This window comes from Streptomyces tendae, assembly GCF_008632955.1.
In the GTDB taxonomy this organism is placed as follows: Bacteria; Actinomycetota; Actinomycetes; order Streptomycetales; family Streptomycetaceae; genus Streptomyces.
Window position 1 is genome coordinate 3244496 of sequence record NZ_CP043959.1, and the last position, 24604, is coordinate 3269099.

At 73.1% G+C, this 24604-nt stretch carries 19 protein-coding genes and 2 pseudogenes; 14 read left to right on the forward strand and 7 right to left on the reverse strand.

The features are described from left to right. The first annotated feature begins 41 nt into the window (after positions 1 to 41). The 5 genes from F3L20_RS14900 to F3L20_RS14920 all read left to right on the forward strand — a co-directional run bounded on the left by F3L20_RS14900 (position 42) and on the right by F3L20_RS14920 (position 7111). Positions 42 to 1481, forward strand: a complete 1440-nt coding sequence (locus F3L20_RS14900) for an amino acid permease (protein ID WP_150154802.1) — start codon at positions 42 to 44, stop codon at positions 1479 to 1481. Positions 1482 to 1519: 38 nt separating this feature from the next. Next, complete coding sequence (locus F3L20_RS14905; RefSeq protein ID WP_150154803.1) at positions 1520 to 1996, forward strand: macro domain-containing protein; 477 nt, start codon at positions 1520 to 1522, stop codon at positions 1994 to 1996. A 72-nt stretch (positions 1997 to 2068) separates the two neighbouring features. Continuing rightward, the gene (locus F3L20_RS14910) at positions 2069 to 4024 is read left to right on the forward strand and encodes a Xaa-Pro dipeptidyl-peptidase (RefSeq protein WP_150154804.1); all 1956 of its coding nucleotides are present in this window, start codon (positions 2069 to 2071) and stop codon (positions 4022 to 4024) included. Continuing rightward, on the forward strand, positions 4021 to 5307 hold the full coding sequence (locus tag F3L20_RS14915; protein WP_150154805.1) for a M14 family metallopeptidase: 1287 nt from the start codon (positions 4021 to 4023) through the stop codon (positions 5305 to 5307). Before F3L20_RS14910 ends, F3L20_RS14915 begins: the two co-directional genes overlap by 4 nt. Positions 5308 to 5389: 82 nt before the next feature. Beyond that, positions 5390 to 7111 carry a BCCT family transporter gene (locus F3L20_RS14920; RefSeq protein WP_150154806.1) on the forward strand — a complete coding sequence of 574 codons (1722 nt, stop codon included), beginning with the start codon at positions 5390 to 5392 and terminating at the stop codon, positions 7109 to 7111. Positions 7112 to 7172: 61 nt separating this feature from the next. Here the strand turns inward: F3L20_RS14920 and F3L20_RS14925 are convergent, their stop codons facing one another. After that, complete coding sequence (locus F3L20_RS14925) at positions 7173 to 8126, reverse strand: FAD-dependent oxidoreductase (RefSeq protein ID WP_150154807.1); 954 nt, start codon at positions 8124 to 8126, stop codon at positions 7173 to 7175. A 66-nt stretch (positions 8127 to 8192) separates the two neighbouring features. Here F3L20_RS14925 and F3L20_RS14930 point away from each other — a divergent pair. Beyond that, positions 8193 to 9209 (forward strand): annotated as a pseudogene (locus tag F3L20_RS14930) (oxidoreductase). Positions 9210 to 9260: 51 nt separating this feature from the next. After that, a complete protein-coding gene (locus F3L20_RS14935; RefSeq protein ID WP_150154808.1) occupies positions 9261 to 10901 on the forward strand; it encodes an ABC-F family ATP-binding cassette domain-containing protein in 1641 nt (546 codons plus the stop codon). A 267-nt stretch (positions 10902 to 11168) separates the two neighbouring features. On the opposite strand, the pseudogene F3L20_RS14940 reads toward F3L20_RS14935, so the two are convergent. From F3L20_RS14940 to F3L20_RS14945, 3 genes and pseudogenes are all read right to left on the reverse strand, one after another. Beyond that, positions 11169 to 13552: pseudogene (locus tag F3L20_RS14940) on the reverse strand (Tex family protein). Positions 13553 to 13657: 105 nt separating this feature from the next. Continuing rightward, positions 13658 to 13789: an LPFR motif small protein gene (locus F3L20_RS35265; protein ID WP_261383857.1), complete on the reverse strand. Its 132-nt coding sequence runs from the start codon at positions 13787 to 13789 to the stop codon at positions 13658 to 13660. A gap of 122 nt (positions 13790 to 13911) precedes the next feature. Continuing rightward, entirely contained in the window at positions 13912 to 14667 is a 756-nt protein-coding gene (locus F3L20_RS14945) for an enoyl-CoA hydratase/isomerase family protein (RefSeq protein WP_150154809.1), read from the reverse strand. 120 nt (positions 14668 to 14787) lie between these two features. On the opposite strand from F3L20_RS14945, the gene F3L20_RS14950 reads away from it, so the two are divergent. After that, entirely contained in the window at positions 14788 to 15369 is a 582-nt protein-coding gene (locus F3L20_RS14950) for an HdeD family acid-resistance protein (protein ID WP_150154810.1), read from the forward strand. Between the two features lie 183 nt (positions 15370 to 15552). Then, positions 15553 to 16014: an ATP-binding protein gene (locus F3L20_RS14955; RefSeq protein WP_145826197.1), complete on the forward strand. Its 462-nt coding sequence runs from the start codon at positions 15553 to 15555 to the stop codon at positions 16012 to 16014. 60 nt (positions 16015 to 16074) lie between these two features. On the opposite strand, the gene idi is transcribed toward F3L20_RS14955, so the two are convergent. The 3 genes from idi to galE all read right to left on the reverse strand — a co-directional run bounded on the left by idi (position 16075) and on the right by galE (position 19036). Beyond that, complete coding sequence (idi, locus tag F3L20_RS14960) at positions 16075 to 16668, reverse strand: isopentenyl-diphosphate Delta-isomerase (protein ID WP_150154811.1); 594 nt, start codon at positions 16666 to 16668, stop codon at positions 16075 to 16077. A gap of 326 nt (positions 16669 to 16994) precedes the next feature. Then, positions 16995 to 17933 (reverse strand): cation diffusion facilitator family transporter, encoded by a 939-nt coding sequence (locus tag F3L20_RS14965; RefSeq protein ID WP_150154812.1) that lies wholly within the window; start codon positions 17931 to 17933, stop codon positions 16995 to 16997. 131 nt (positions 17934 to 18064) lie between these two features. Continuing rightward, complete coding sequence (gene galE, locus F3L20_RS14970; protein WP_150154813.1) at positions 18065 to 19036, reverse strand: UDP-glucose 4-epimerase GalE; 972 nt, start codon at positions 19034 to 19036, stop codon at positions 18065 to 18067. 240 nt (positions 19037 to 19276) lie between these two features. Between galE and F3L20_RS14975 the strand changes: the two genes are divergently transcribed. From F3L20_RS14975 to F3L20_RS14995, 5 genes are read left to right on the forward strand one after another with little or no spacing between them, the layout of a single operon-like run. Continuing rightward, a complete protein-coding gene (locus tag F3L20_RS14975; protein WP_150154814.1) occupies positions 19277 to 21097 on the forward strand; it encodes a DUF5941 domain-containing protein in 1821 nt (606 codons plus the stop codon). Continuing rightward, entirely contained in the window at positions 21094 to 21846 is a 753-nt protein-coding gene (locus tag F3L20_RS14980; RefSeq protein WP_150154815.1) for a sugar phosphate nucleotidyltransferase, read from the forward strand. Before F3L20_RS14975 ends, F3L20_RS14980 begins: the two co-directional genes overlap by 4 nt. Further along, positions 21834 to 22895, forward strand: coding sequence for an iron-containing alcohol dehydrogenase family protein (locus F3L20_RS14985; protein ID WP_145824962.1), 1062 nt, complete (start codon positions 21834 to 21836; stop codon positions 22893 to 22895). The genes F3L20_RS14980 and F3L20_RS14985 overlap by 13 nt, the downstream gene beginning before the upstream one ends. A gap of 13 nt (positions 22896 to 22908) precedes the next feature. Then, positions 22909 to 23652 (forward strand): CDP-alcohol phosphatidyltransferase family protein, encoded by a 744-nt coding sequence (locus tag F3L20_RS14990; RefSeq protein ID WP_150154816.1) that lies wholly within the window; start codon positions 22909 to 22911, stop codon positions 23650 to 23652. Positions 23653 to 23660: 8 nt separating this feature from the next. Further along, on the forward strand, positions 23661 to 24533 hold the full coding sequence (locus F3L20_RS14995; protein ID WP_382686287.1) for a glycosyltransferase family 2 protein: 873 nt from the start codon (positions 23661 to 23663) through the stop codon (positions 24531 to 24533). Positions 24534 to 24604: the final 71 nt, after the last annotated feature.

Sequence of the window (24604 nt, forward strand, 5' to 3'; positions counted from 1 at the left end):
GGGCGCGATCAGCCCCGGCGCACCAGAAAGTGGAACCACCCGTGAGCAAGGACGCCGCCAGCACGGCACCGGCCGCATCGTCCACGGCGGCCCCGACGCCCGCGGACGCGGGCGACGCCGGCTACAGCAAGGACCTCAAGGCCCGTCACGTCAACATGATCGCCATCGGCGGGGCGATCGGCACCGGCCTCTTCCTGGGAGCCGGAGGACGCCTGCGCGACGCGGGCCCCGCCCTGGCGCTGGCCTACCTGGTCGCCGGCGTCTTCGCCTTCTTCGTCGTCCGCGCCCTGGGCGAACTGGTCCTGTACCGGCCGTCGTCCGGATCCTTCGTGTCGTACGCGCGCGAGTTCCTCGGCGAGAAGGGCGCGTACGTCGCCGGCTGGATGTACTTCCTGAACTGGTCGACCACCGGCATCGCCGACATCACCGCGATCGCGCTCTACACGCACTACTGGAGCGCGTTCACCGACATCCCGCAGTGGGTGCTCGCACTGGTCGCGCTCGCGGTGGTGCTGGCCGTGAACCTGATCTCCGTGAAGATCTTCGGCGAGATGGAGTTCTGGTTCGCGATCGTCAAGGTCGCCACCCTCGTCGCCTTCATGCTGGTCGGCATCTTCCTGCTCGCCACGCGGCACGAGGTGGGCGGCGGCACCCCCGGCATCGGCATGATCACCGACCACGGCGGAGTCCTGCCGCACGGCGTGATGCCGGTCGTCCTCGTCATGCAGGGCGTGATCTTCGCCTACGCGGCCCTGGAACTCGTCGGCGTCGCCGCGGGCGAGACCGCCGAGCCGGAGAAGGTCGTCCCCCGCGCGGTGAACTCCATCATGTGGCGCGTCGCCCTCTTCTACGTCGGCTCCGTCGTCCTGCTCGCCCTGCTGCTGCCCGGCTCGATGTACTCGGCGGGCGAGAGCCCCTTCGTCACCGTGCTGTCGAAGATCGGTGTCCCGGCGGCCGGTGACGTGATGAACCTCGTCGTCCTCACCGCCGCCATGTCGTCCCTCAACTCCGGCCTGTACTCCACCGGCCGCATCCTGCGCTCGATGGCCGCGGCGGGCTCCGCGCCCGAGTTCACCGCCCGCATGAACCGCAGCCAGGTCCCCTACGGCGGCATCCTGCTGACCTGCGCGGTGTGCGTGCTCGGCGTGGGCCTCAACTTCCTCGTGCCGGCCCAGGCCTTCGAGATCGTGCTGAACGTCGCCTCCCTCGGCATCATCAGCACCTGGGTGATCATCATGATCTGCCACCTGGTGTTCGTCCGCCGCGCCCGCGCGGGCCTGCTCACCCGGCCCTCGTTCCGGCTGCCCGGCAGCCCGGTCACCGAGATCGTCACCATCGCCTTCCTGGCGTCCGTGATCGTGCTGATGTGGAACGACCCGGAGGTGGGCCGCAGGACGCTGCTGCTGGTGCCGCTGATCGCCGTGGCGCTGGTCGCCGGCTGGTACGGCGGCGTCCGCCGCAAGGTCGCGGCCGGGCGGTGAATGGCCGGCGGCGCGGTGCCGGCCGGTACGGTGCCGCCATGGCCGAGATCAGGTACGTGCGGGGTGACGCCACCGTTCCGTCGGTGAAGGGCGTCAAGGTGATCGCCCATGTGTGCAACGACATCGGCGGGTGGGGCAAGGGCTTCGTCCTCGCCCTGTCCCGCCGCCGGCCCGAGCCGGAGGCGGCGTACCGCGCCTGGCACCGCGACCGCGCCGCGAACGACTTCGGCCTGGGCGCGGTGCAGCTCGTCCAGGTCGAGCGGTACGTGTGGGTGGCCGACATGATCGGCCAGCGAGGCGTCCGCACCGGCAGCAAGGGCGTCCCCGTCCGCCACGAGGCCATCGACACGGCCCTGGACCGCCTCGCCGTTCACGCGCGGGAACTCGGCGCGTCGGTCCCCATACCCCGCATCGGCTGCGGCCTCGCCGGCGGCACGTGGTCCCGCGTCGAGCCGCTCGTCGAGGAACGCCTGGTCAGGCGGGGCATACCGGTCACGGTCCACGACCATGACTGACGCCCCCACCGGCCTCACGCACCGTCAGACGCCCTCTTCTGCACCGGCGTTCACCGGGGTACCGTCCGGCGCATGCCGATACGCATGCGCCCCACGACCTGGAGAACGCTCGCGACGGCGGCCACCGCCGCCCTGACGGCCACTCTGCTCACCCCCGCCGCGGCCGACGCCGCTCCGCGGGAGAGCCGCCCCGTCCACTCCTACGCCGACGCGATCCGCGAGGCCGTCTGGGTGGACACCGGCCTCGACGAGGACCGCGACGGACGCACCGACCGGGTCGCCGTCGACATCGTCCGGCCCCGCGAGGCCGACCGGAAGGGCCGCAAGGTCCCCGTCATCATGGACGCCAGCCCGTACTACTCCTGCTGCGGGCGGGGCAACGAGAGCCAGACCAAGACCTACGACGGACACGGCGACATCGTGCGGATGCCGCTGTTCTACGACAACTGGTTCGTGCCGCGCGGCTACGCCGTCGTCGGCGTCGACCTCGCCGGCACCAGCCGCTCCGACGGCTGCGTGGACGTCGGCGGCCGCTCCGACATCCAGTCCGCCAAAGCCGTCGTCGACTGGCTGAACGGCCGCGCGAAGGCGTACAGCAGCCGGACCGGGAGCGAACGGGTCCGGGCCGACTGGACCGACGGCAGCACCGGCATGATCGGCAAGAGCTGGGACGGCACCATCGCCAACGGCGTCGCCGCCACCGGCGTCAAGGGACTGAAGACCATCGTCCCGATCGCCGCCATCTCCACCTGGTACGACTACTACTTCTCCCAGGGCGCCCCGCTCTACGACTCAGGCCCGGACTGGCTCGCCCGTTACGTCCAGACCCCCGAGGCCCGCGAGAACTGCGCCGAGGTGGCCCGGAAACTCGTCGACGGCGCCCCGCGCACCGGCGACCGCACCCCGCTGTGGACCGAACGCGACTACGTGCGTGCCGCGAAGAAGGTCCGGGCCAGCGTCTTCCTGGTGCACGGCATGCAGGACCTCAACGTGCGCATGGGGCACGTCGGCCCCTGGTGGGACGCCCTCGCGAAGAACGGCGTACGGCGCAAGATATGGCTCTCCCAGACCGGACACGTCGACCCCTTCGACTTCCGCCGCGCGGAGTGGGTGCGCACCCTGCACCGCTGGTTCGACCACGAACTCAAGGGCATCGACAACGGCATCGACCGCGAACCCGTCGCCGACATCGAACGCGGCCCCGACCAGTGGGTCACCTCCACCGCCTGGCCCCCGCGCGGCACGCACCCCGTGACCCTGCGCCCCGCCCGCGGCACCCAGGACGGCGTCGGCACCCTCGGCCTGCGCCGGGACGGCGGCACCGCCTCCTTCACCGACGACCCGAGGCTGAGCGAGACCGACTGGGCCGCCCGGATCGACACCCCGACGCCCGACAAGGCGGGCTTCGTCACCCGCCCGCTCACCCGTGACCTGCGCCTGGCAGGCTCCTCCGAGGTCACCGTCACCGTCACGCCCAGCGCGCCGACGGCCCATCTCTCCGCCGTCCTGGTCGACCTCGGCCCCGACACCGTCCGCGACTACGCCGGATCCGGCGAAGGCATCACCACCCTGCCCGAGCGCACCTGCTGGGGACCGAGCACCGAGGGCGACAGCTCCTGCTACCGGGAGACCCGCGCCGCGACCGTCGACGTCGGCCACACCGTCGTCAGCCGCGGCTGGGCCGACCTGGGTGAACACGCCGGCACCGGCCGGGGCGAACCCCTGGTCCCGGGCAGGCGCTACACCCTCACCCTCGACCTGGCCGCCACCGACCACGTCGTCCCGCGCGGCCACCGGCTCGCACTGATCGTCGCCGGCACCGACCGGGGCCTGATCGACCCGCCGGCCGACACCCCGACACTCACCCTCGACCTTGCCCGCACCACCGCCCGGGTCCCGTTCACCGGCGGCCCGGCCGCCTTCACCCGCGCCACGTCCGGACCGCCCGTCACGACACCGCACGCCGACCCGGACGGCGTCCGCCCGCCCGCCGCCACCGCCCACCGCGTCCCGGGGGAGACCCGATGAAACGCGCCGCGATCCTCACCGCCACCGCCCTCACGACCCTCGCCGCCTCCCTCGTCACCGCGCCCGCGGCCGGGGCCCACGACACCGCGGCCCCGCCGCGCACCGGCTTCGAACAGAGCAACGGGGCCCGCTGGACCACCCAGCCCGAGGAGCGGCGCTTCCTCGAAACCGTCGACCGCGCGAGCGCCCGCGTCCACGTCACCCGCATCGGCACGACCGCCCAGGACCGCCCGCTGCGGCTCGTCCGCATCGGCGCGGACCGGACCCCGAACAAGGTCCTCCTGGTGTGCAGCCAGCACGGTGACGAACCCTCGGGCCGGGAGGCCTGCCTCACCACGATCCGCGACCTGGCGTACGCGAAGGACCGGGCGACCCGGCGCTTCCTGGAGCGCACCACGGTGCTCGTCGTCCCCACCGCCAACCCCGACGGCCGGGCCGCCGACACCCGGGGCAACAGCGACGGCGTCGACATCAACCGCGACCACGTCGCCCTCGCCACCGCCGAGGGCCGCGCCCTGGCCGCCGTCGTCCGGGACCGGCGGCCCGACGTGATCTACGACCTGCACGAGTACGGCGCCACCCCGCCGTACTACGACAAGGACCTGTTCGACCTCTGGCCGCGCAACCTCAACACCGACCCGGCCGTCCACGACACCGCCCGGTCCCTGTCCGAGGACCACGTCCGTCCCGCCGCCGGGGCCGCCGGGTACTCCACCGGCACCTACGGCATCTGGACCGACCCCGCCACCGGCGACCCGATCCGCCAGACCGCGGGCGACGGCCAGGAACGCATCCTGCGCAACATGTCCGGCGTCAAGCACGGTGTGGGCCTGCTCATCGAGAGTCGCGTCGACCCCCTCACCGAGGCGGAGAAGGCCGACGAGGCGCTCAACAACCGGCGCAGGGTGGAGTCCCACCTCGCCGCGCTGGACGGCCTGGTCCGGTTCGCCGGGGGCCACCGCGCCACGGTCGAGAGGGTCACCACCCGGGCCCGCGTGGCCGGATACGCCGACCGGGGCCCGGTCCACCTGGGCGGCGCCGACAACGACCCGGCGGAGCCGGACGAGGTGATCGCCGACCCGCCCTGCGCCTACCGTCTCACGGCCGCTCAGTACGCCGACGTGGGCGACGAGCTGGCACTGCACGGCGTACACGTCCGCAAGGACGGGGACGGGGTGCTCGTGCCGCTGCGGCAGTCGCTGCGGGCGCTCGTCCCGCTGCTCCTGGACGGCCGTGCCACCTACCACCTGGCCGTAGGACAGGCGGTCACATCCTGCCGATGAGGTGAGTTTTGCGCCATCGGTGGTAAGGGGCTATCGGGAGGAGGGATCTCCGCCCGACGGCTCGGACGAAAGGGTGCCGCCTGTGACGCAGGACCACCACAGCGACAAGGACTCCACGGCAGGCCCGCTGCCCGGCTCCGAGGCGGGCCTGCCCGGGCGGAATCGTCCCAGCACCGACCGGGTGGTGTTCGGCGTCACCGCCGTGCTCACCCTGGCCTTCGTCCTCTGGGGAGCCATCGGGACGGACTCCCTGGAGAGCGCGTCCGCCAGCATGCTGGGCGGACTGATGCACAACGGTGGCTGGGGCTTCATGCTGGCCGCATCCGGCTTCGTGGTCTTCGCGCTGTGGCTCGCGGCCAGCCGGTACGGGCGGATCCACCTCGGCGCCGAGGGCGAGGAGCCGGAGTTCCGCACGGTGTCCTGGATCGCCATGATGTTCAGCGCCGGCATGGGCATCGGCCTGATGTTCTGGGGAGTGAGCGAACCCCTCGCGCACTTCGTCACACCCCCGCCCGGCACCAGCCCGGCCGACGACGGGGACCGCATGGCGACCGCCATGGCCACCACCCTGTTCCACTGGACGCTCCACCCCTGGGCCGTCTACGCCGTGGTGGGCCTCGCCATCGCCTACAGCACCTTCCGCCGGCGCCGCCGGCAGACCGTCAGCGCCGTGTTCACCCCGCTCATCGGCGAGAAGCACGCCAACGGGGCCGGCGGCCGGGTCATCGACGTGCTCGCCATCATCGCGACGATCTTCGGCTCCGCGGCCTCCCTCGGCCTGGGCGCGCTGCAGATCGGCTCCGGCGTGGAGAAGCTCGGCTGGCTGGAAAAGGTCGGCACGGGACTACTGGTCAGCATCATCGCGGTGCTGACCGTGGCGTTCGTGGCCTCCGCGGTGTCCGGTGTGGAGAAGGGCATCCAGTGGCTGTCCAACATCAACATGGTGCTGGCGGTGATCCTCGCGGCGTTCGTGTTCGTCGCGGGCCCCACCGTCCTCATCCTGGACCTGGTGCCGACGTCGATCTTCGCCTATCTGGGGGACCTGCCCGAACTGGCCGGCCGCACCGAGATCAGCGGCGGCGAGGGCGTCGCCGACTGGCTGGGCAGCTGGACCGTCTTCTACTGGGCGTGGTGGATCTCCTGGACGCCCTTCGTCGGCATGTTCATCGCCCGCATCAGCCGGGGCCGGACCATCCGTCAGTTCATCGGCGGCGTCATCCTCGTGCCCAGCGCGGTGAGCCTCGTCTGGTTCGCGATCTTCGGCGGCTCGGCCATGCGCCTGCAGGAGCAGAACCGGCTCGGTGACGAGACGACCCCCGAGGGCCGCCTGTTCGCGGTGCTGCAGCAGTACCCCGTCGCCACCGCCACCAGCCTGCTGGTGATGGTCCTCGTGGGCATCTTCTTCGTCTCCGGCGCGGACGCGGCCTCCGTGGTGATGGGCACCCTGTCGCAGAAGGGCTCCCTCGAACCGAACCGTTGGGTGGTGGTGTTCTGGGGCATCGTGACCGGAGCGGTGGCCGCCATCATGCTGCTGGTCGGCAGCGGCCAGGGCGACGCGCTGACCGGTCTGCAGAACCTCACCATCCTCGCGGCGGCGCCGTTCGTCGTCGTGATGCTCTTCATGTGCGTGGCCCTCATGCGCGACCTGCGGCGTGACCCGCTCATCGTGCGCGACAGGATGGGCAGCGAGGCGGTCGAACTCGCGGTCATCCAGGGCCACAAGAAGTACGACGGCGAGTTCGAGCTGCGCGTCGGCCCGGGCCGCGGCCCGGACGTCGAGGGCGACCCCATCGGGAAGCACTGACCCGCCCGCAGCGGGGCGGACCGGGACGCGGGGCGGGCGCGGGACGCCCGCCCCGCGCCGCTCACCCCGTCGCCAGCTCCGCCGCCCGGCGCGCACAGCCCCACGCCACGGTGACGCCCGCGCCGCCGTGGCCGTAGTTGTGCACCAGCACCCGCCCGTCGGGCAGCCGGGTGCGCTCGAGACGGACCGCGTCCCGCGCGGGGCGCAGCCCCACCCGGTGCTCCAGCACCCGGGCGTCCGCGATCTCCGGACGCAGCGCCGCGCACCGCCGCACGATCGCCTCCGCCGTCCCCGGGTCCGGCCGCGCGGACCACGCGTCCTCCTCGGCCGTGCCGCCCAGCACCAGCCTCCCCGGCTGCGGGAAGAAGTACGCCATCGAGCCGTCGGCGCCCGTGGTGACCATCCAGGTGCGGATGCCCGGGTTCTCCACGACCACCAACTGCCCCCGCACCGGCCGCACCGACGGGTCCGGCACCAGCTCCCGCGCCGCCAGCCCCGTGCAGTTGACCACCACCGGCGCGTCGGCCTCCGCCAGATCCGCCACCGCGCGCGTCTCCACCGCGCCGCCCGCCGCCGTCAACCGCTCGCGCAGATACGGCAGATGGGCCGCCATGTCGAGCAGCGGCAGCCGGGCCCACAGTCCCCACCCGCCCGGGTACTCGGCCTCCGTCACCGGACGCAGCCCCGGCAGCCGCGCGGCGGCCCACGAGTCCGCCTCGTCCATCGGCGTCTCGCCGAGTACTCCCTCGACCATCCGTACGCCCGTGGCCTCCGGACGCAGCGCCAGTTCCTCGTACACCTCCAGCGACCGCAGCGCCCACGCCCGCGCCGACTCCCGGGGATCGATGCGGTACGGCCACCACAGGGCGCCCGCGACCGCCGAGGTGGTCCTCCCGACCGGGTCCCGCGTCCACAGCCGTACCCGTACGCCCCGCTCGGCGAGGACCACCGCCGTGGTCAGCCCGACGACCCCGCCGCCGACCACTACGACACCGCTGTTCGCTTCGCTTCCCATCCGGCGGACGGTAGCGGATGTGCCCGGCCGTGCTCGCGTCCGCTCCCGGGTGGGAATACTCACGGCATGTCTGCCGAGTACGCGACCTTCGGCCTGGCGCCGGCGACCCGGGCCGGGGGTCTCCTCGCCGGCGTGACCATCAGGTGCACCGCGACTTCGTCGACTTCGTCGTCGACGGACGCCCGCTGCTGTACCGCCTGTCCGACCTCGACGCCGTCTCCCCGCTCGCCTCCGACGTCCCGCCGTCCCTCTTCACCGCTCAGGTCCGCGCGCTGCTGCTGGAGACCGGGGCACCCCTGCCCGGCGGCCGGTACGTCGTCTACGGCTGCCCCGAGTGCGAGGACCTCGCCTGCGGCGCCGTGACCGCGGTGATCGAGCGCGACGGAGAGGACGTCATCTGGCGCGACTTCGCCTGGCAGACCGCCGAGGACCCCGACCTGGAACGCGACGGCTACCACGGCATGGGCCCGTTCCGCTTCCGCGGACCCGAGTACCGCGCGGCCTTGTCCGCCCTCCTGGACGGCGCCCTCCCGGGCAGCCGCCGCCGCGTCCTGCTCATCGGCGCCCGCGCCGCGCCGCTCGCCCGGCCGCAGCGCTGCGCACCATCGGCATCGGCGCCGACGTCACCCAGAGCGCCGACCGTGTTCCCGCCGACGAACTGCGCACGTACGACGCGGTGCTGTTCGGCCGGGCGGTTCCCGCGCGCGAACGCGACACCGTGCGCCGTGCCCTGGCCGACGCCGGGGCCGAGGTGCCCTGCGTCGACGCGCTCGCCCCGTCGTACCGCTGCTGGTCGCCCAGACCGAACAGGCCCTGGAGGCCGGCCGGGGCGACCGCCGGCGCCTCACCGGCCTCACCGTGACCGGCTCCACTGCGGAGTTCGAGGTCGTATCGGCCTGCTGGGTGCGGCTCACCGCCCACCGGATCGACCGTCTCTCCCGCGCCCGCAGCCGGGACCTCTTCGACGGGGTCCTCGCACCGGGCCGGCACCGCGTCCCGCTGGACGCCCCGGCGGTCAGGGGGGAGGCGTACGTCGTGGCGCGCACCGCGGGAACCGTGCTGGTCGCGGTGGCCCGCCCCTGACCGCACCCTCGGGGTCCGGTGTCCGGGGCAGGCCCTAATATCGGCGGTCTGATGACTGCCACCCTCGTCGCCAAGAACCTCGCCGCCGGACACGGCGACCGCGCCCTGTTCACCGGGCTCGACCTCGTCGTCGCGCCGGGCGACGTGATCGGCCTGGTCGGCGCCAACGGCGCCGGCAAGTCCACCCTGCTGCGCCTGCTCGCCGGCCTGACCGCCCCCGAGGAGGGCGAGCTGCGCCTCTCCCCGCCCACCGCCACCGTCGGCCACCTCCCGCAGGAGCCGGAGCGGCGCCCCGGCGAGACCGTGCGGGCGTTCCTGTCCCGCCGCACCGGCGTCACCGAGGCCCAGCGCGCCATGGACGAGGCGACCCAGGCGCTGGTCGACGACGCCCCCGGCGCGGACGACGCGTACGCGACCGCCCTCGAACGCTGGCTGGCGCTGGGCGGCGCCGACCTGGACGACCGCGCCGAGGAGGTCGCCGCGGGCCTCGGCCTGGACGTCGGCCTCGACCAGCCGATGACCGCGCTCTCCGGCGGCCAGGCGGCCCGCGCCGGACTCGCCTCCCTCCTGCTGTCCCGTTACGACGTCTTCCTGCTCGACGAGCCGACCAACGACCTCGACCTCGACGGGCTGGAGCGCCTCGAACGGTTCGTGAGCGGGCTGCGCGCCGGGACCGTCGTCGTCAGCCACGACCGCGAGTTCCTCACCCGCACGGTCACCAAGGTCCTCGAACTCGACCTCGCCCAGGGCGAGATCAACCTCTACGGCGGCGGCTACGAGGCCTACCTGGAGGAGCGTGACGTGGCCCGTCGGCATGCGCGCGACGAGTACGAGGAGTACGCCGACAAGCGGGCCGCCCTGCAGGACCGGGCGCAGACGCAGCGCGCCTGGATGGACAAGGGCGTGAAGAACGCGCGCCGCAAGGCGGGCAACGACAACGACAAGATCGGCCGCAAGTTCCGCAGCGAGGCCAGTGAGAAGCAGGCCGCCAAGGCCCGCCAGACGCAGCGCATGATCGAGCGCCTGGAGATCGTCGACGAGCCGCGCAAGGAGTGGGAGCTGCGCATGGAGATCGCGGCCGCCCCGCGCTCCGGCGCGGTGGTCGCCACCCTGCGCGACGCCGAGGTGCGCCGCGGCGACTTCACCCTTGGGCCGGTGTCCCTGCAGATCGACTGGGCGGACCGGGTCGCGGTGACCGGCGCGAACGGCGCGGGCAAGTCGACGCTGCTCGGCGCCCTGCTGGGCCGCGTACCGCTCGACACCGGACACGCCGCCCTGGGATCGGGCGTGCTGCTCGGCGAGGTCGACCAGGCCCGCGCGCTGTTCCACGGCCCGGAAGCGCTGCTGGATGCCTTCCGCCCGGCGGTCCCGGACCTCGAACCGGCCGACATCCGCACACTGCTCGCCAAGTTCGGCCTCAAGGCCGGCCACGTCCTGCGCCCCGCGGCCACCTTGTCACCGGGCGAGCGCACCCGCGCGGCCCTCGCGCTGCTCCAGGGCCGGGGCGTCAACCTCCTCGTCCTCGACGAGCCGACCAACCACCTGGACCTGCCGGCCATCGAACAGCTGGAGGGCGCCCTCGACACCTACGAGGGCACCCTACTGCTGGTCACCCACGACCGCCGGATGCTGGACGCCGTCCACGTCACCCGCCGCCTGCACGTCGCCGACGGCAAGGTGACCGAACACTAGACCCCGTCGGCGGCCTCCGTGCCCCGCGGGGACGGGACCCGCGGGGCGCCCCGCCGTGCCGCATGCGGGTGGTCGACGGCACAGCCGTCCTCGTCGAAGGTCGGATCGCCGCGGAAGCCCCCGGGGGCGGTGCAGACCGTGCCGCAGCACCGGCACCCCCGTGATGCCGGCATGCCGACGCCCTACGAGCGGCACGGGCCGGCCGCGAGGAACACACCGGGCCCGTGTCCTCCCACGGAACGGGGGGACACGGGCCCGGCGCACGGGTCAGCGGCGGCCGCTCTTCGGATCGACCAGACCGGCCCGGCGCAGCGCGTCGGCCATCGCGCTGTTGGCCGGAGCGGGTGCCTGGCGCGAACCGCCGCCCCCACCGCCGTTCCCACCCCGCGGCCCTGGCGCTGCAGCGGCGGACGGCCGCCGCGCTGCCTGCCGCGCTCACGGTCGCCGGCGGGCGCCTGGCCCTGCGGCGCGGCCTCGTCGTCCAGCCGCAGCGTCAGCGAGATCCGCTTGCGCGGGATGTCGACGTCCAGCACCTTCACCTTGACGATGTCGCCCGGCTTCACCACGTCCCGCGGGTCCTTGACGTACGTCTTCGACATCGCGGAGACATGCACCAGGCCGTCCTGGTGGACGCCGACGTCGACGAACGCGCCGAACGCGGCGACGTTGGTGACCACGCCCTCCAGCACCATCCCGGAGGACAGGTCGGAGATCTTCTCCACGCCGTCCTTGAAGGCAGCGGTCCTGAACGCCGGACGCGGGTCCCGGCCCGGCTTCTCCAGCTCCTTGAGGATGTCCGACACGGTCGGCAGACCGAACGTGTCGTCCACGAACTCCTGCGGCCTGAGCGAACGCAGCACCGCCGTGTTGCCGACCAGCGAGGCGACCTCCTGGCCGGTGCTCTTCACCATCCGCCGCACCACCGGGTACGCCTCGGGGTGCACGCTGGACGCGTCCAGCGGGTCGTCACCGCCGCGGATCCGCAGGAAGCCCGCGCACTGCTCGTACGCCTTGGGGCCGAGCCGGGCCACCTTCTTCAGCTCGGAGCGGCTCTTGAACGGCCCGTTGGAGTCGCGGTGCGCCACGATGTTCTCGGCCAGCCCGGAGGAGATGCCGGAGACCCGGGAGAGCAGCGGCGCCGACGCGGTGTTGACGTCCACGCCCACGCCGTTCACACAGTCCTCCACCACCGCGTCCAGCGAACGCGACAGCTTCACCTCGGACAGGTCGTGCTGGTACTGGCCGACGCCGATCGACTTGGGGTCGATCTTCACCAGCTCGGCCAGCGGGTCCTGCAGCCGGCGGGCGATGGACACCGCGCCGCGCAGCGACACGTCCATGTCGGGAAGCTCCTGCGAGGCGAACGCGGACGCCGAGTACACGGAGGCGCCCGCCTCGGACACCATCACCTTCGTCAGCTTCAGCTCGGGATGCTTGGCGATGAGTTCGCCGGCGAGCTTGTCGGTCTCGCGGGACGCCGTGCCGTTGCCGATGGCGATCAGCTCGACCGCGTGCTCCTCCGCCAGCCGGGCCAGCTTGGCGATCGCCTCGTCCCACCGGTTCGCCGGGACGTGCGGGTGGATCACGTCCGTGGCGACGACCTTGCCGGTCGCGTCCACCACGGCCACCTTCACACCCGTACGGAAACCGGGGTCCAGGCCGAGCGTCGCACGGGTGCCCGCCGGGGCGGCCAGCAGCAGGTCGCGCAGGTTCGCCGCGAACACCCGCACCGCCTCGTCCTCGGCCGCGGTGCGCAGCCGGAGCCTGATGTCGATGCCCAGGTGCACCAGGATGCGGGTCCGCCAGGCCCAGCGGACGGTGTCCTGCAGCCACTTGTCGCCCGGGCGTCCACGGTCGGCGATCCCGAACCGGTGCGCGACGACGCCCTCGTACGACGAGGGGCCGTCGGTGGGCTCCTCGGGCTCCAGGACGAGGTCGAGGACCTCCTCCTTCTCACCGCGCAGCATGGCCAGGATCCGGTGCGAGGGCAGCGCGGTGAACGGCTCGGCGAAGTCGAAGTAGTCGGCGAACTTGGCGCCCGCCTCCTCCTTGCCCTCGCGCACCTTGGCCGCCAGCCGCCCGCGCACCCACATGCGCTCACGCAGCTCGCCGATCAGGTCGGCGTCCTCGGAGAACCGCTCGGTCAGGATGGCCCGCGCGCCGTCCAGCGCGGCCTGCGGATCGGCCACGCCCTTCTCCGCGTCCACGAAGGCGGCGGCCGCGGTGAGGGGCTCGACGCCGGGATCGGCGAGCAGCCCCTCCGCCAGCGGCTCCAGCCCGGCCTCGCGGGCGATCTGCGCCTTGGTGCGCCGCTTGGGCTTGAAGGGCAGGTAGATGTCCTCCAGGCGCGCCTTGGTCTCCGCGCCCCGGATCCGGGCCTCGAGCTCCTCGGTGAGCTTGCCCTGCTCGCGCACCGAGTCGAGGATCGCCGTACGACGCTCCTCCAGCTCCCGCAGGTAGCGCAGCCGCTCCTCGAGCGTGCGCAGCTGCGCGTCGTCGAGCATCTCGGTCGCTTCCTTGCGGTAGCGGGCGATGAAGGGCACCGTCGAACCGCCGTCGAGCAGTTCCACGGCGGCCTTGACCTGCCGCTCCCGTACGCCGAGTTCCTCGGCGATCCTGCCTTCGATGGACCCTGCGAAGGGTGTCGTCACGTTCCCGTACCGCCTTCTCCACTGAGGTTGCGCGGCAATTGTGGCAGGTGACGACGACAATCGGGGATCAGGGCGGCGACGCGCCCGGACACCCCACGGGCGGACTCAGGTGCGACGGCCGTGCGCGGAGGACGAGGCACCGCCGAACAGCCGGGCGAGCGCCCGGAACGGCAGGGTCACGACGGTGGCGACGGCGCCGCCGATCTGGCGCAGGACGTCTGCGATGGCACGGAACACGTGTCTCCCCTTTCGTACTCCGACCCGTCCGGCCGGTTCACCTACGGGTACCTCGTCCACGCTTCAACATGCACCCGGCGCAAGGACGCCCGTCACGGGGGAGTTCCGCTCCGGCAGCCGGTTCAGCCTGACGCGGAGGGGCTCCACGTGAACCGCGGTGCCCGGCGCTCCAGGAACGCCCTGACTCCCTCCGCTGTGTCGTCGCTCGCGGACGCCACCTCGTGCCAGTGGTCGTCCCGGTCGGTGCGGCCGTCGGCGAACTCCTTCGCCGCGGCCTGGGTCAGCTGCGAGCGGGACGCCAGCACCGCGGTGAACTCCGCGACCCGCGCGTCCAGGGCGCCCGGGGGAAGCACCTCGTCCACCAGGCCGGTGCGCAGCGCCCGCTCCGTGCCGATCAGCTCGCCCGAGAAGAGGAGGTACTTGGCGGCGGCCGGACCCACCAGCGACACCAGCCGGCGGGTGGCGGAGGACGGGTAGACGATGCCGAGCTTCGCCGGGGTCACCCCGAACCGTGTCCCTTCCTCGGCGAACCGCAGGTCGCAGGCCGCCGCGAGCTGGGCGCCGCCGCCCACGCAGTGACCGCGCACGGCGGCCAGGGTCGGCTTGGGGAAGGCGGCGAGCGCCTCCTCCGCCTCCACGGCCAGCCGCTGCGCCTCCAGCGGGGAGCCCTGGAGCGTGGAGATGTCCGCCCCGGCGCAGAAGGTGTCGCCGTCACCGGTCAGCACCAGCGCCCGCACCCGCGGGTCGGCGGCCAGCGAGCCGAGCAGCGGCGGCAGGGCCGCCCACATCGCGGCCGTCATCGCGTTGCGTTTCGCGGAGTGGCTGATGACGACCGTGGCGACCGAGTCGGTGACGCTGTGCAGCAGCTGCGGCTCCATGCGCCGGATGCTATCCGCCCCGGTCACGGCCATGGACGCCGGGCGCCCCGCCACCGGTTACGACCGTCTCGGGAAGGGGACACGGGGACGGGAAGAGGGGCCGAGCTCCGGGAGGCAGTCATGGCCAGGTCCGGCGGGACCGCAGGGCGGCAGGGTGACGCGGCGAAGCTGAACCGTGGCTTCGGCTGGATCGCCGTGCTGGGAGTGATCCTGGTCGTCGCCGGACTGACCGGCCTGGTGTACACGGCCGTCGCCACGCTGACCACGATGCTGCTGTTCGGCTGGCTGCTGCTGGTCGGCGGCCTCGTCGGACTGCTGCACGCGGTGCAGGCGCGGCAGACGAACTTCTTCTGGCTGGGCGTCGTCGTCGCCGCCCTGAACATCGCGGCCGGGGTGGTGGTCATCAAGACCCCGGAGGCCGCGGCCGAGGCGCTGACCATGTTCGCGGCGCTGCTGTTCCTCACCGGCGGGGTGTTCCGGCTGGTCGGCAGCATGGTGGTGCGCGGTCCGCAGTTCGGCTGGACGCTGGTGCAGGGCGCCTTCGGGCTGCTCCTCGGCATCCTGGTGCTGGCCACCTGGCCGAGCAGCAGCCAGTACGTCATCGGTACGTTCTTCTCGCTGTCCCTGCTGTTCGACGGGCTGGGCCTGATCGCCACCGGCTACGGCGGCCGCCGCGTCGTCGGCATGGTCGCCGGCCGCTGACCGTACGGGGTCGCCGGCGCCTTGGACCCGTACAAACGGAAGAGTGCCCCAAACCCGGCACGCACCGGGCTGGAACGATCCTGCACCCGACCGGGTCGGGCACGAACGGTCGGGAACGTTCGATATCCGCTGACTTGTGTTCAGTGGGGAAGGGGGGAGGCGCTCGGTCCCAACACTCGACGTGTGGTGACAATCGAGCGTGAGGGTGGCGACCCGCTGCCGTACGAAGGTGTCTGGCGGTTCACCGCCCCTGCCGTGGACGCCTCGGTGCCACAGGCCCGGCACGCCGTGCGGGACCTGCTGCTGCGGCAGGGGGTGCCGGTCGCGGACGACGTGGTGCAGGGACTGCTGCTGATCGTCTCCGAGCTGGTCACCAACGCCGTGAAACACGCGGCGCTGCTGTCCCCGATGCTCGCCGTCGAGCTCGCGGTGGGCGCCGAGTGGGTGCGGGTGTCCGTGGAGGACAACCACCCCTACCGCCCCACCGCCCTGGAGAACGACTACGGCCGCCTCGGCGGCCGCGGACTGCTCCTGGTGCGGGAGATCACCCGGGAGGCCGGCGGGGCCTGCGAGGTGGAGCACACGGCGACCGGCGGCAAGGTCATCTGGGCCGCCCTCCCGCTCAAGCCCGCGCAGACCTACTAGCGCCCGCCGGGCGCGCGGCGCCCCGCCCGGGGAGGGCGGGGACGCGGAACGGCGCCGCCGTCACCAGCCGGCCGACGGCCCCGTCAGCTCCCGTACCGCCGGGCGGGCCGCGTCCAGCACGGTCATGAACCAGGCCGAGAAGGTGTCCTGCGCGTGCCGCTCCGCCAGTTCCTGGGGCGTCACGAACGCGGTGGCGGCCACTTCCTGCTCGTCGGGCCGCACCGGCGCCTGCACCATGCCGACGAAGAGGTGGTTGAACTCCTGCTCCACCAGACCCGAGGCCGGGTCCGGGTGGTTGTAACGGACCGTGCCGGCCTCCGCCATCAGCGAGGGCGACACCCCCAGCTCCTCGTACGTCCGCCGGGCCGCCGCCGCGAACGGCGCCTCGCCGGGGTAGGGGTGGCCGCAGCAGGTGTTGGACCACACGCCGGGGGAGTGGTACTTGCCGAGCGCCCGCTGCTGCAGCAGCAGCCGTCCGCGCTCGTCGAACAGGAACACCGAGAACGCCCGGTGCAGCCGCCCCGGCGGCTGATGGGCGGCGAGCTTCTCCGCGGTGCCGATCGTCGCGCCGTCCTCGTCGACCAGTTCCAGCAAAATCGGCTCGGCGGTGCCGCTCGACGGGCTGTTCGTCGCGGTGGCAGGTGTGATCGGCATACCCATCCTTCACTCGGTGTTCGTGCCCAAGTCTGCCGCACGAATCCGGCACTCCCGGCACTCCGGTCCTCTCCCGCATGTCCCGCCCCCGGTGCCACGGACGGTCGTGCCGGCCGCCCGGCTCCACCGGACCCGGGCTGATCGTGCCCGTGCCGGGCGGCGGAGATGCGTGTCCCGCGCGCCGGCCGAAGCGAACGGACGCCGGCACGGGGGCGGAGGGCCGCGTTCCCTGGCGCATTGGCGCGCGCGGGAGCTTTCACGCCCCTTCAACGGCCCGGACGCGCCTCCAAGGGCCCGTACGCGCCTTCAGTGGCCCGGGCGCACCCTCAGTGACACAGACGCGCCTCGTGCTCGGCGTGCCCGCTGGGCTCCAGCTGGAAGGTGCAGTGCTGCACGTCGAAGTGGTCGCCCAGACAGCCTTGCAGCTCGTGCAGCATCTTCTCGTGCCCTATGGCGTTCAGGGTGTCGGCGCTGACCACCACGTGCGCGGAGAGGACGGGCATGCCCGAGGTGATCGTCCAGGCGTGCAGGTCGTGCACGTCCTCCACCCCCGGCGTGTCCAGGATGTGCGCCCGCACCCGCGCCATGTCCACGCCCTTGGGCGCCGCCTCCAGCAGCACGTCGAGGGTCTCGCGCAGCAGCTTCAGGGTGCGGGGCACGATCATCAGTGCGATGACCAGGGAGGCGATCGGGTCGGCGGCCGTCCAGCCGGTGGTGACGATCACCAGGGACGACAGGATCACCGTGACCGAGCCGAGCGCGTCCGCCGCCACCTCCAGGAAGGCGCCGCGCACGTTCAGGCTCTCCTTCTGGCCCCGCATCAGCAGGGACAGCGACACCAGGTTGGCGACCAGGCCGACCGCGCCGAACACCGCCGCCAGGCCGCCCTCGGTGGCCGCCGGGGTGACGAACCGCTGGACCGCCTCGTAGAGGACGTAGCCGCCCACACCGAGCAGCAGCACGCAGTTGGCCAGCGCCGCGAGGATCTCCGCGCGGGCCAGCCCGAACGTGCGCCGCTCGCTGGGCGGGCGGCTCGCGAAGTGGATGGCGAGCAGGGCCATCCCCAGGCCGAGCGCGTCGGTCGCCATGTGGGCCGAGTCCGCGACCAGGGCGAGCGAGTCGGCGAGCAGACCGCCGACGATCTGGACCACCATGACGCCGATCGTGATCGCCAGCGCGACCCGCAGCCTGCCGCGGTAGGCCGCGGATGCCGTAGCACCGGCCGGGACGCCGTGCGCGTGCCCGTGATCGTGGCCTGCCCCCATGCCCTCCGCCGCCCTTCGTCGCTGCCGTCCGGACCACAGTGAACTACGCGGCAGGGGGGTGGGGCAACGCGGCACTGAACACCGTTGTCATGTGCCCTGACCTGCGGAAACCGATCCGCAGGTCAGGTGCCTCAGGCGTGCTGCAGGAGCTGCCAGCCCTGCCAGGCGGACTCGACCATCTCCCGCACCGAGCGGCGCGCGGACCAGCCGAGGCGCTCGGCCGCGAGGGCCGCCGAGGCCACCGCGCGGGGCGGGTCGCCGGGTCGCCGGGGCTCGACGACGGGCGTCCGGGTGTCGCCGGTGACCTCCCCGATGACCGTGATCAGCTCGCGCACGGAGACGCCCTCGCCGCGGCCGATGTTCAGTGTCAGGTCGCCCCGCACCCCGCCCTCGGACAGCCGGCGGACCGCCGCGAGGTGCGCCTCGGCCAGGTCGGCCACGTGGATGTAGTCCCGGATGCAGGTGCCGTCCGGGGTCGGGTAGTCGTCCCCGAAGATGCGCGGGGCCTCGTCACGGGTGAGCCGGTCGAAGACCATCGGCACGATGTTGTACACGCCGGTGTCGGCCAGCTCCGGCACCGCCGCCCCCGCGACGTTGAAGTAGCGCAGGCACACCGTGTCGATGCCGTGCGCCCGGCCCGCCGCCCGGACCAGCCACTCCCCGGCGAGCTTGGTCTCCCCGTAGGGGTTCACGGGGGCGCAGGGCGTGTCCTCGGTGATGAGGTCCACGTGGGGGTCGCCGTAGACGGCCGCGGACGAGGAGAAGACGAAGCGCGCGACGCCCGCCTCGGCGACGGCGTCCAGCAGGGTCGCGAGGCCGCCCAGGTTCTCCCGGTAGTACCGGGTCGGCTGCGCCACGGACTCGCCGGGCTGCTTGCGCGCGGCGAGGTGCAGCACGCCGGTCACCTCGTGCTCGGCGAGCGCCTTGGCCAGCAGGTCACCGTCCAGCGCGGAGCCCCTGACCAGCGGGACGCCGTCGGGCAGCCGCGCCGGAGCCCCGGCCGAGAGGTCGTCCAGCACGACGACACGCTCCCCGGCGTCCGTCATGGCCCGCACCACATGGGCCCCGATGTATCCGGCTCCGCCGGTGATCAGCCACGTCATGGTGGACCACCCTAAGGCGAGGGACCGGCGCGGTTTGTGAGCCGGGGCCCGTATCCCCGATGATGAGCCCGGCACCGGCGTCGGCGAACCGCGTCGATCCGACCGGCGAACGGTCGGTGAACGCGGGCTTCCGTCTATCCGATAGCCTCTGCCGACATGCCGCCCGGATGCCTCCGAACGGGTGCATAACCATGTACATGACCGGCGTGGACGCGTCGCCCCCCAGGGAGTGAGATTCGGTTGCCGACCGCCATCCTCACCGGCCCCCCGGTCCCCGGTTCGCCCCTCGAGGCGGACCTGCGCTCCCTCGGTTTCGACGTACGGACCGCGTCCGGTGCCGCCGAGGCCGAGACGCTGCTCGCCGGGGTGCCGGGGGAGCAGCGGGTCGCCCTGGTGGACACCCGGTTCGTGGGCCATGTGCACGCGCTGCGCCTCGGCCTGACCGACCCCCGCTTCCCGCTCTCCGCGGTCCCCGGCGCCGTCACCGCCCAGGGCCCCGGCCGGCAGGCCCTGACCCGCGCCGTCGCCCGGGAGAACTCCGCCGGCCAGGGGGCGGGCGCCGGCAGCACCCTCGTGGAGGGCCTCCCGGACCGGGTCGTCGCCGCCCTCGACACCGACGTGCACCGCCCCGAGCTGGGCAGCCTCGTCGCCCTCGTGCCCGCCGACCCCCAGACCCGCAACGCGGCCCGGCAGGCCGTCGCCGGCGTGGACGAGGAGGCAGTCCGCCTCCGCTCCGCCGTCAAGGCCCGCGACGGCTTCTTCACCACCCACTGCGTCAGCCCTTACTCGCGGTACGTCGCCCGCTGGTGCGCCCGCCGGGGCCTGACCCCCAACCAGGTCACCACCGCCTCGCTGCTCACCGCGCTGGTCGCGGCCGGCTGCGCCGCCACCGGCACGCGCGCCGGCTTCGTCGCCGCGGGGGTGCTGCTGCTCGCCTCGTTCGTCCTGGACTGCGCCGACGGCCAGCTCGCCCGGTACTCGCTGCGGTACTCCACGCTGGGCGCCTGGCTCGACGCGACCTTCGACCGGGCCAAGGAGTACGCCTACTACGCGGGTCTCGCCCTGGGCGCCGCCCGCGGCGGCGACGACGTGTGGGCCCTGGCGCTCGGCGCCATAATCCTCCAGTCCTGCCGGCACGTCGTCGACTTCTCCTTCGCCGAGTCCCGGTCCGGCGCGCCCGCGGCGGCCGGCCCCGCCGCCGCCCTGTCCGGCCGGCTCGACCGGGTCGGGTGGACCGTCTGGGCCCGCCGCATGGTCGTCCTGCCGATCGGCGAGCGCTGGGCGCTGATCGCCGTCCTGACGGCCCTCACGACCCCCCGCATCACCTTCTACGCGCTGCTCGTGGGCTGCGCCTTCGCCGCCGTGTACACCACCGCGGGACGCGTGCTGCGCTCGCTGCGGCTCCGCCCGGCCGCCGACCCGACCGACGCCGGGCCGGAGCGGGAGACGGCCCGGTCGGCGTGTGCGCTGGCCGACCTCGCGGACAGCGGACCGCTGGCCACCCTGCTCAAGGTCTCCTGGTCCGGCGGCGGCGTGGTCGCCGCCGTCCTCGGCGCGGCCCTGGTGACGGGCACCGCCGCCGTGTGGGGTGCGGGCTGGCAGACCGTGCTCGGCGCCGCGGCCTACGTGGTCTGCTCGGCCGCCGCCGTCCGCCGCCCCCTCACCGGCCCCCTCGACTGGCTGGTCCCGCCGCTCTTCCGCGCCGCCGAGTACGGCACGGTCCTGCTGCTGGCGGCCCGGGCGGACGTGAACGGAGCCCTTCCTGCGGCTTACGGGCTGGTGTCCGCGGTCGCCTACCATCACTACGACACGGTCTACCGCATCCGCGGCGACGCGGGCGCGCCCCCGCGCCTTCTGGTGCGGGCGATCGGGGGGCACGAAGGTCGCACGCTGGCGGTCGCCGTGCTGGCGGCCGTGCTCACCGCGTCCGGATTCACCGTCGCGCTCACGGCCCTCGCCGTGGCCGTGGCTCTCGTGGTGCTCGCCGAGAGCATCCGCTTCTGGGTGGCCGCCCATCAGGGTGGCGCGCCCGCCGTACACGACGAAGGAGAACCCGCATGATCGGCCTCGTGCTTGCGGCCGGCGCCGGAAGGCGTCTGCGCCCCTACACCGACACCCTGCCCAAGGCATTGGTGCCGGTGGGGCCCGCGGGCATAGAAGGGGAGCCGACGGTCCTCGACCTCACGCTGGCGAACTTCGCGGAGATCGGGCTGACCGAGGTGGGTGTCGTCGTGGGCTACCGCAAGGAGGCCGTGTACGAGCGGCAGGCGGCGCTGGAGGCGAAGTACGGGCTGAAGCTGACGCTGATCGACAACGACAAGGCGGAGGAGTGGAACAACGCCTACTCGCTGTGGTGCGCGCGGGACGCTTTGAAGGACGGCGTGATCCTGGCCAACGGTGACACGGTGCACCCGGTGTCGGTGGAGCGGACGCTGCTGGACGCGCGGGGTGACGGCAGGAGGATCATCCTGGCGCTGGACACGGTGAAGAAGCTCGCCGACGAGGAGATGAAGGTCGTCGTCGACTCGGATAAGGGGATGACGCGGATCACGAAGCTGATGGACCCGGCGGAGGCGACGGGTGAGTACATCGGCGTGACGCTGATCGAGGGGGAGGCGGCGGCCGAGCTGGCGGACGCGTTGAAGACGACGTTCGAGCGGGATCCGCAGCTGTACTACGAGGACGGCTACCAGGAGCTGGTGAACCGGGGCTTCCGGATCGACGTGGCGCCGATCGGTGACGTCCGGTGGGTCGAGATCGACAACCACGACGACCTCGCCCGTGGACGGGAGATCGCGTGCCAGTACTGACCCGGCTCATCCCGTCGCCGGTCGTCGTCGACATCCGCCCCGGCGCCCTCGACGACCTGGCCTGCGTCCTCGCCGACGAGCGCATCTCGCAGTCCGGCCGGCTCGCCATCGCGGTCAGCGGCGGCTCCGGCGCCCGGCTGCGCGACCGCGTCGCGCCGTCGCTGCCCGGCGCCGACTGGTTCGAGGTCGGCGGCGGCACCATCGACGACGCGGTCCGGCTGGCGGGCGCCATCCAGGGCGGCCGCTACGACGCGGTGGTCGGCCTCGGCGGCGGGAAGATCATCGACTGCGCCAAGTTCGCCTCGGCGCGCGTCGGCCTGCCCCTGGTCGCGGTCGCCACCAACCTGGCGCACGACGGCCTGTGCTCGCCGGTCGCGACCCTCGACAACGACGCCGGCCGCGGCTCGTACGGCGTGCCGAACCCGATCGCGGTCGTGATCGACCTCAACGTCATCCGCGAGGCCCCGGTCCGGTTCGTGCGCTCCGGCATCGGCGACGTCGTCTCCAACATCTCCGCCGTCGCGGACTGGGAACTGTCCCACCGCGTCACCGGCGAGAAGGTCGACGGGCTCGCCGCGGCCATGGCCCGGCAGGCCGGCGAGGCCGTGCTCCGCCACCCCGGCGGGGTCGGCGACGACGGCTTCCTCCAGGTGCTGGCCGAGGCGCTGGTCCTCACCGGCATCTCCATGTCCGTCTCGGGCGACTCCCGGCCCTCCTCCGGCGCCTGCCACGAGATCAACCACGCCTTCGACCTGCTCTACCCGCAGCGCGCCGCCGCCCACGGCGAGCAGTGCGGACTGGGCGCCGCCTTCGCGATGTACCTGCGCGGCGCGCACGAGGAGTCGGCGGCCATGGCCGAGGTGCTGCGCCGGCACGGGCTGCCGGTCCTGCCCGAGGAGATCGGGTTCTCCGTCGACGAGTTCGTCCGCGTCGTCGAGTACGCCCCCGAGACCCGCCCCGGCCGCTTCACCATCCTCGAACATCTCGCCCTGACCACCGAACAGATCAAGGACGTCTACGCCGACTATGTCAAGGCCATCGGTAGCTGAACTCCGTCCGGTCGTGCACCCCGCGGGGGTCAAGGACCGGCGCAGCGGTGAGCACTGGATGGGACGCCTCTACATGCGTGAGGTGTCCCTGCGGGTGGACCGCTACCTGGTGAACACCCGGGTCACCCCCAACCAGCTCACGTATCTGATGACCGTCTGCGGTGTCCTCGCGGCCCCCGCCCTGCTGGTGCCGGGCATCACGGGCGCGGTCCTCGGGGTGGTCGCGGTCCAGCTGTACCTGCTGCTGGACTGCGTCGACGGCGAGATCGCCCGCTGGCGCAAGCAGTACTCGCTCGGCGGGGTCTACCTGGACCGGGTGGGGGCCTACCTGACCGACGCCGCCGTGCTGGTCGGCCTCGGTCTGCGCGCCGCCGACCTGTGGGGCACCGGCCGCATCGACTGGCTGTGGGCCTTCCTCGGCACCCTCGCCGCGCTCGGCGCGATACTCGTGAAGGCGGAGACCGACCTGGTCGGGGTCGCCCGCCACCAGAACGGTCTGCCGCCGGTGAAGGAGTCCGCCGCCGAGCCGCGCTCCTCCGGCATGGCGCTCGCCCGCCGGGCCGCCGCCGCCCTGAAGTTCCACCGCCTGATCCTCGGCATAGAGGCGTCCCTGCTGATCCTGCTCCTCGCGATCGTGGACTCCGCCCGGGGCGACCTGTTCTTCACCCGGCTCGGCACCGCCGTCCTGGCCGGGATCGCCCTGCTGCAGACCGTGCTGCACCTCGTGTCCATCCTCGTCTCCAGCAGGCTGAAGTGAGCGCCGGGATGAAGGTCGGCGCGGTGATCATCACCATGGGCAACCGCCCCGACGAACTGCGTGCCCTGCTCGACTCGGTCGCCAAGCAGGACGGCGACCCCGTCCAGGTCGTCGTCGTCGGAAACGGCGCACCCGTGCCCGACGTCCCCGAGGGCGTACGGACCGTCGAGCTGCCCGAGAACCTGGGCATCCCCGGCGGGCGCAACGTCGGCATCGAGGCCTTCGGGCCCAGCGGCCGGGACGTCGACGTCCTGCTCTTCCTCGACGACGACGGTCTGCTCGCGCACACCGACACCGCCGAGCTGTGCCGGAAGGCGTTCACGGAGGATCCGTCGCTCGGCATCATCAGCTTCCGCATCGCCGACCCGGACACCGGCGTCACCCAGCGCCGGCACGTGCCGCGGCTGCGTGCCTCCGACCCGATGCGCTCCTCGCGGGTGACCACCTTCCTCGGCGGCGCCAACGCGGTGCGCACCCAGGTCATCGCCGAGGTCGGCGGCCTGCCCGGCGAGTTCTTCTACGCCCACGAGGAGACCGACCTGGCCTGGCGCGCCCTGGACGCCGGGTGGATGATCGACTACCGGTCCGACATGGTCCTGTACCACCCGACGACCGCCCCCTCGCGGCACGCGGTCTACCACCGCATGGTGGCCCGCAACCGCGTCTGGCTCGCCCGGCGCAACCTGCCCGCCCCGCTCGTCCCGGTGTACCTGGGCGTCTGGCTGCTGCTCACCCTGCTGCGCCGTCCCTCGGGCCCCGCGCTCAAGGCGTGGTTCGGCGGCTTCCGCGAGGGGTGGAGCACCCCCTGCGGCCCCCGCCGGCCCATGAAGTGGCGTACGGTGTGGCGGCTGACCCGACTGGGCCGGCCCCCGGTGATCTGACAAGCTTCGAGTCCGGGGACCGGGCCCCACCCCGGCCCCGGCTCCTGGCGGGCCCGCGTGGGCCACGCACA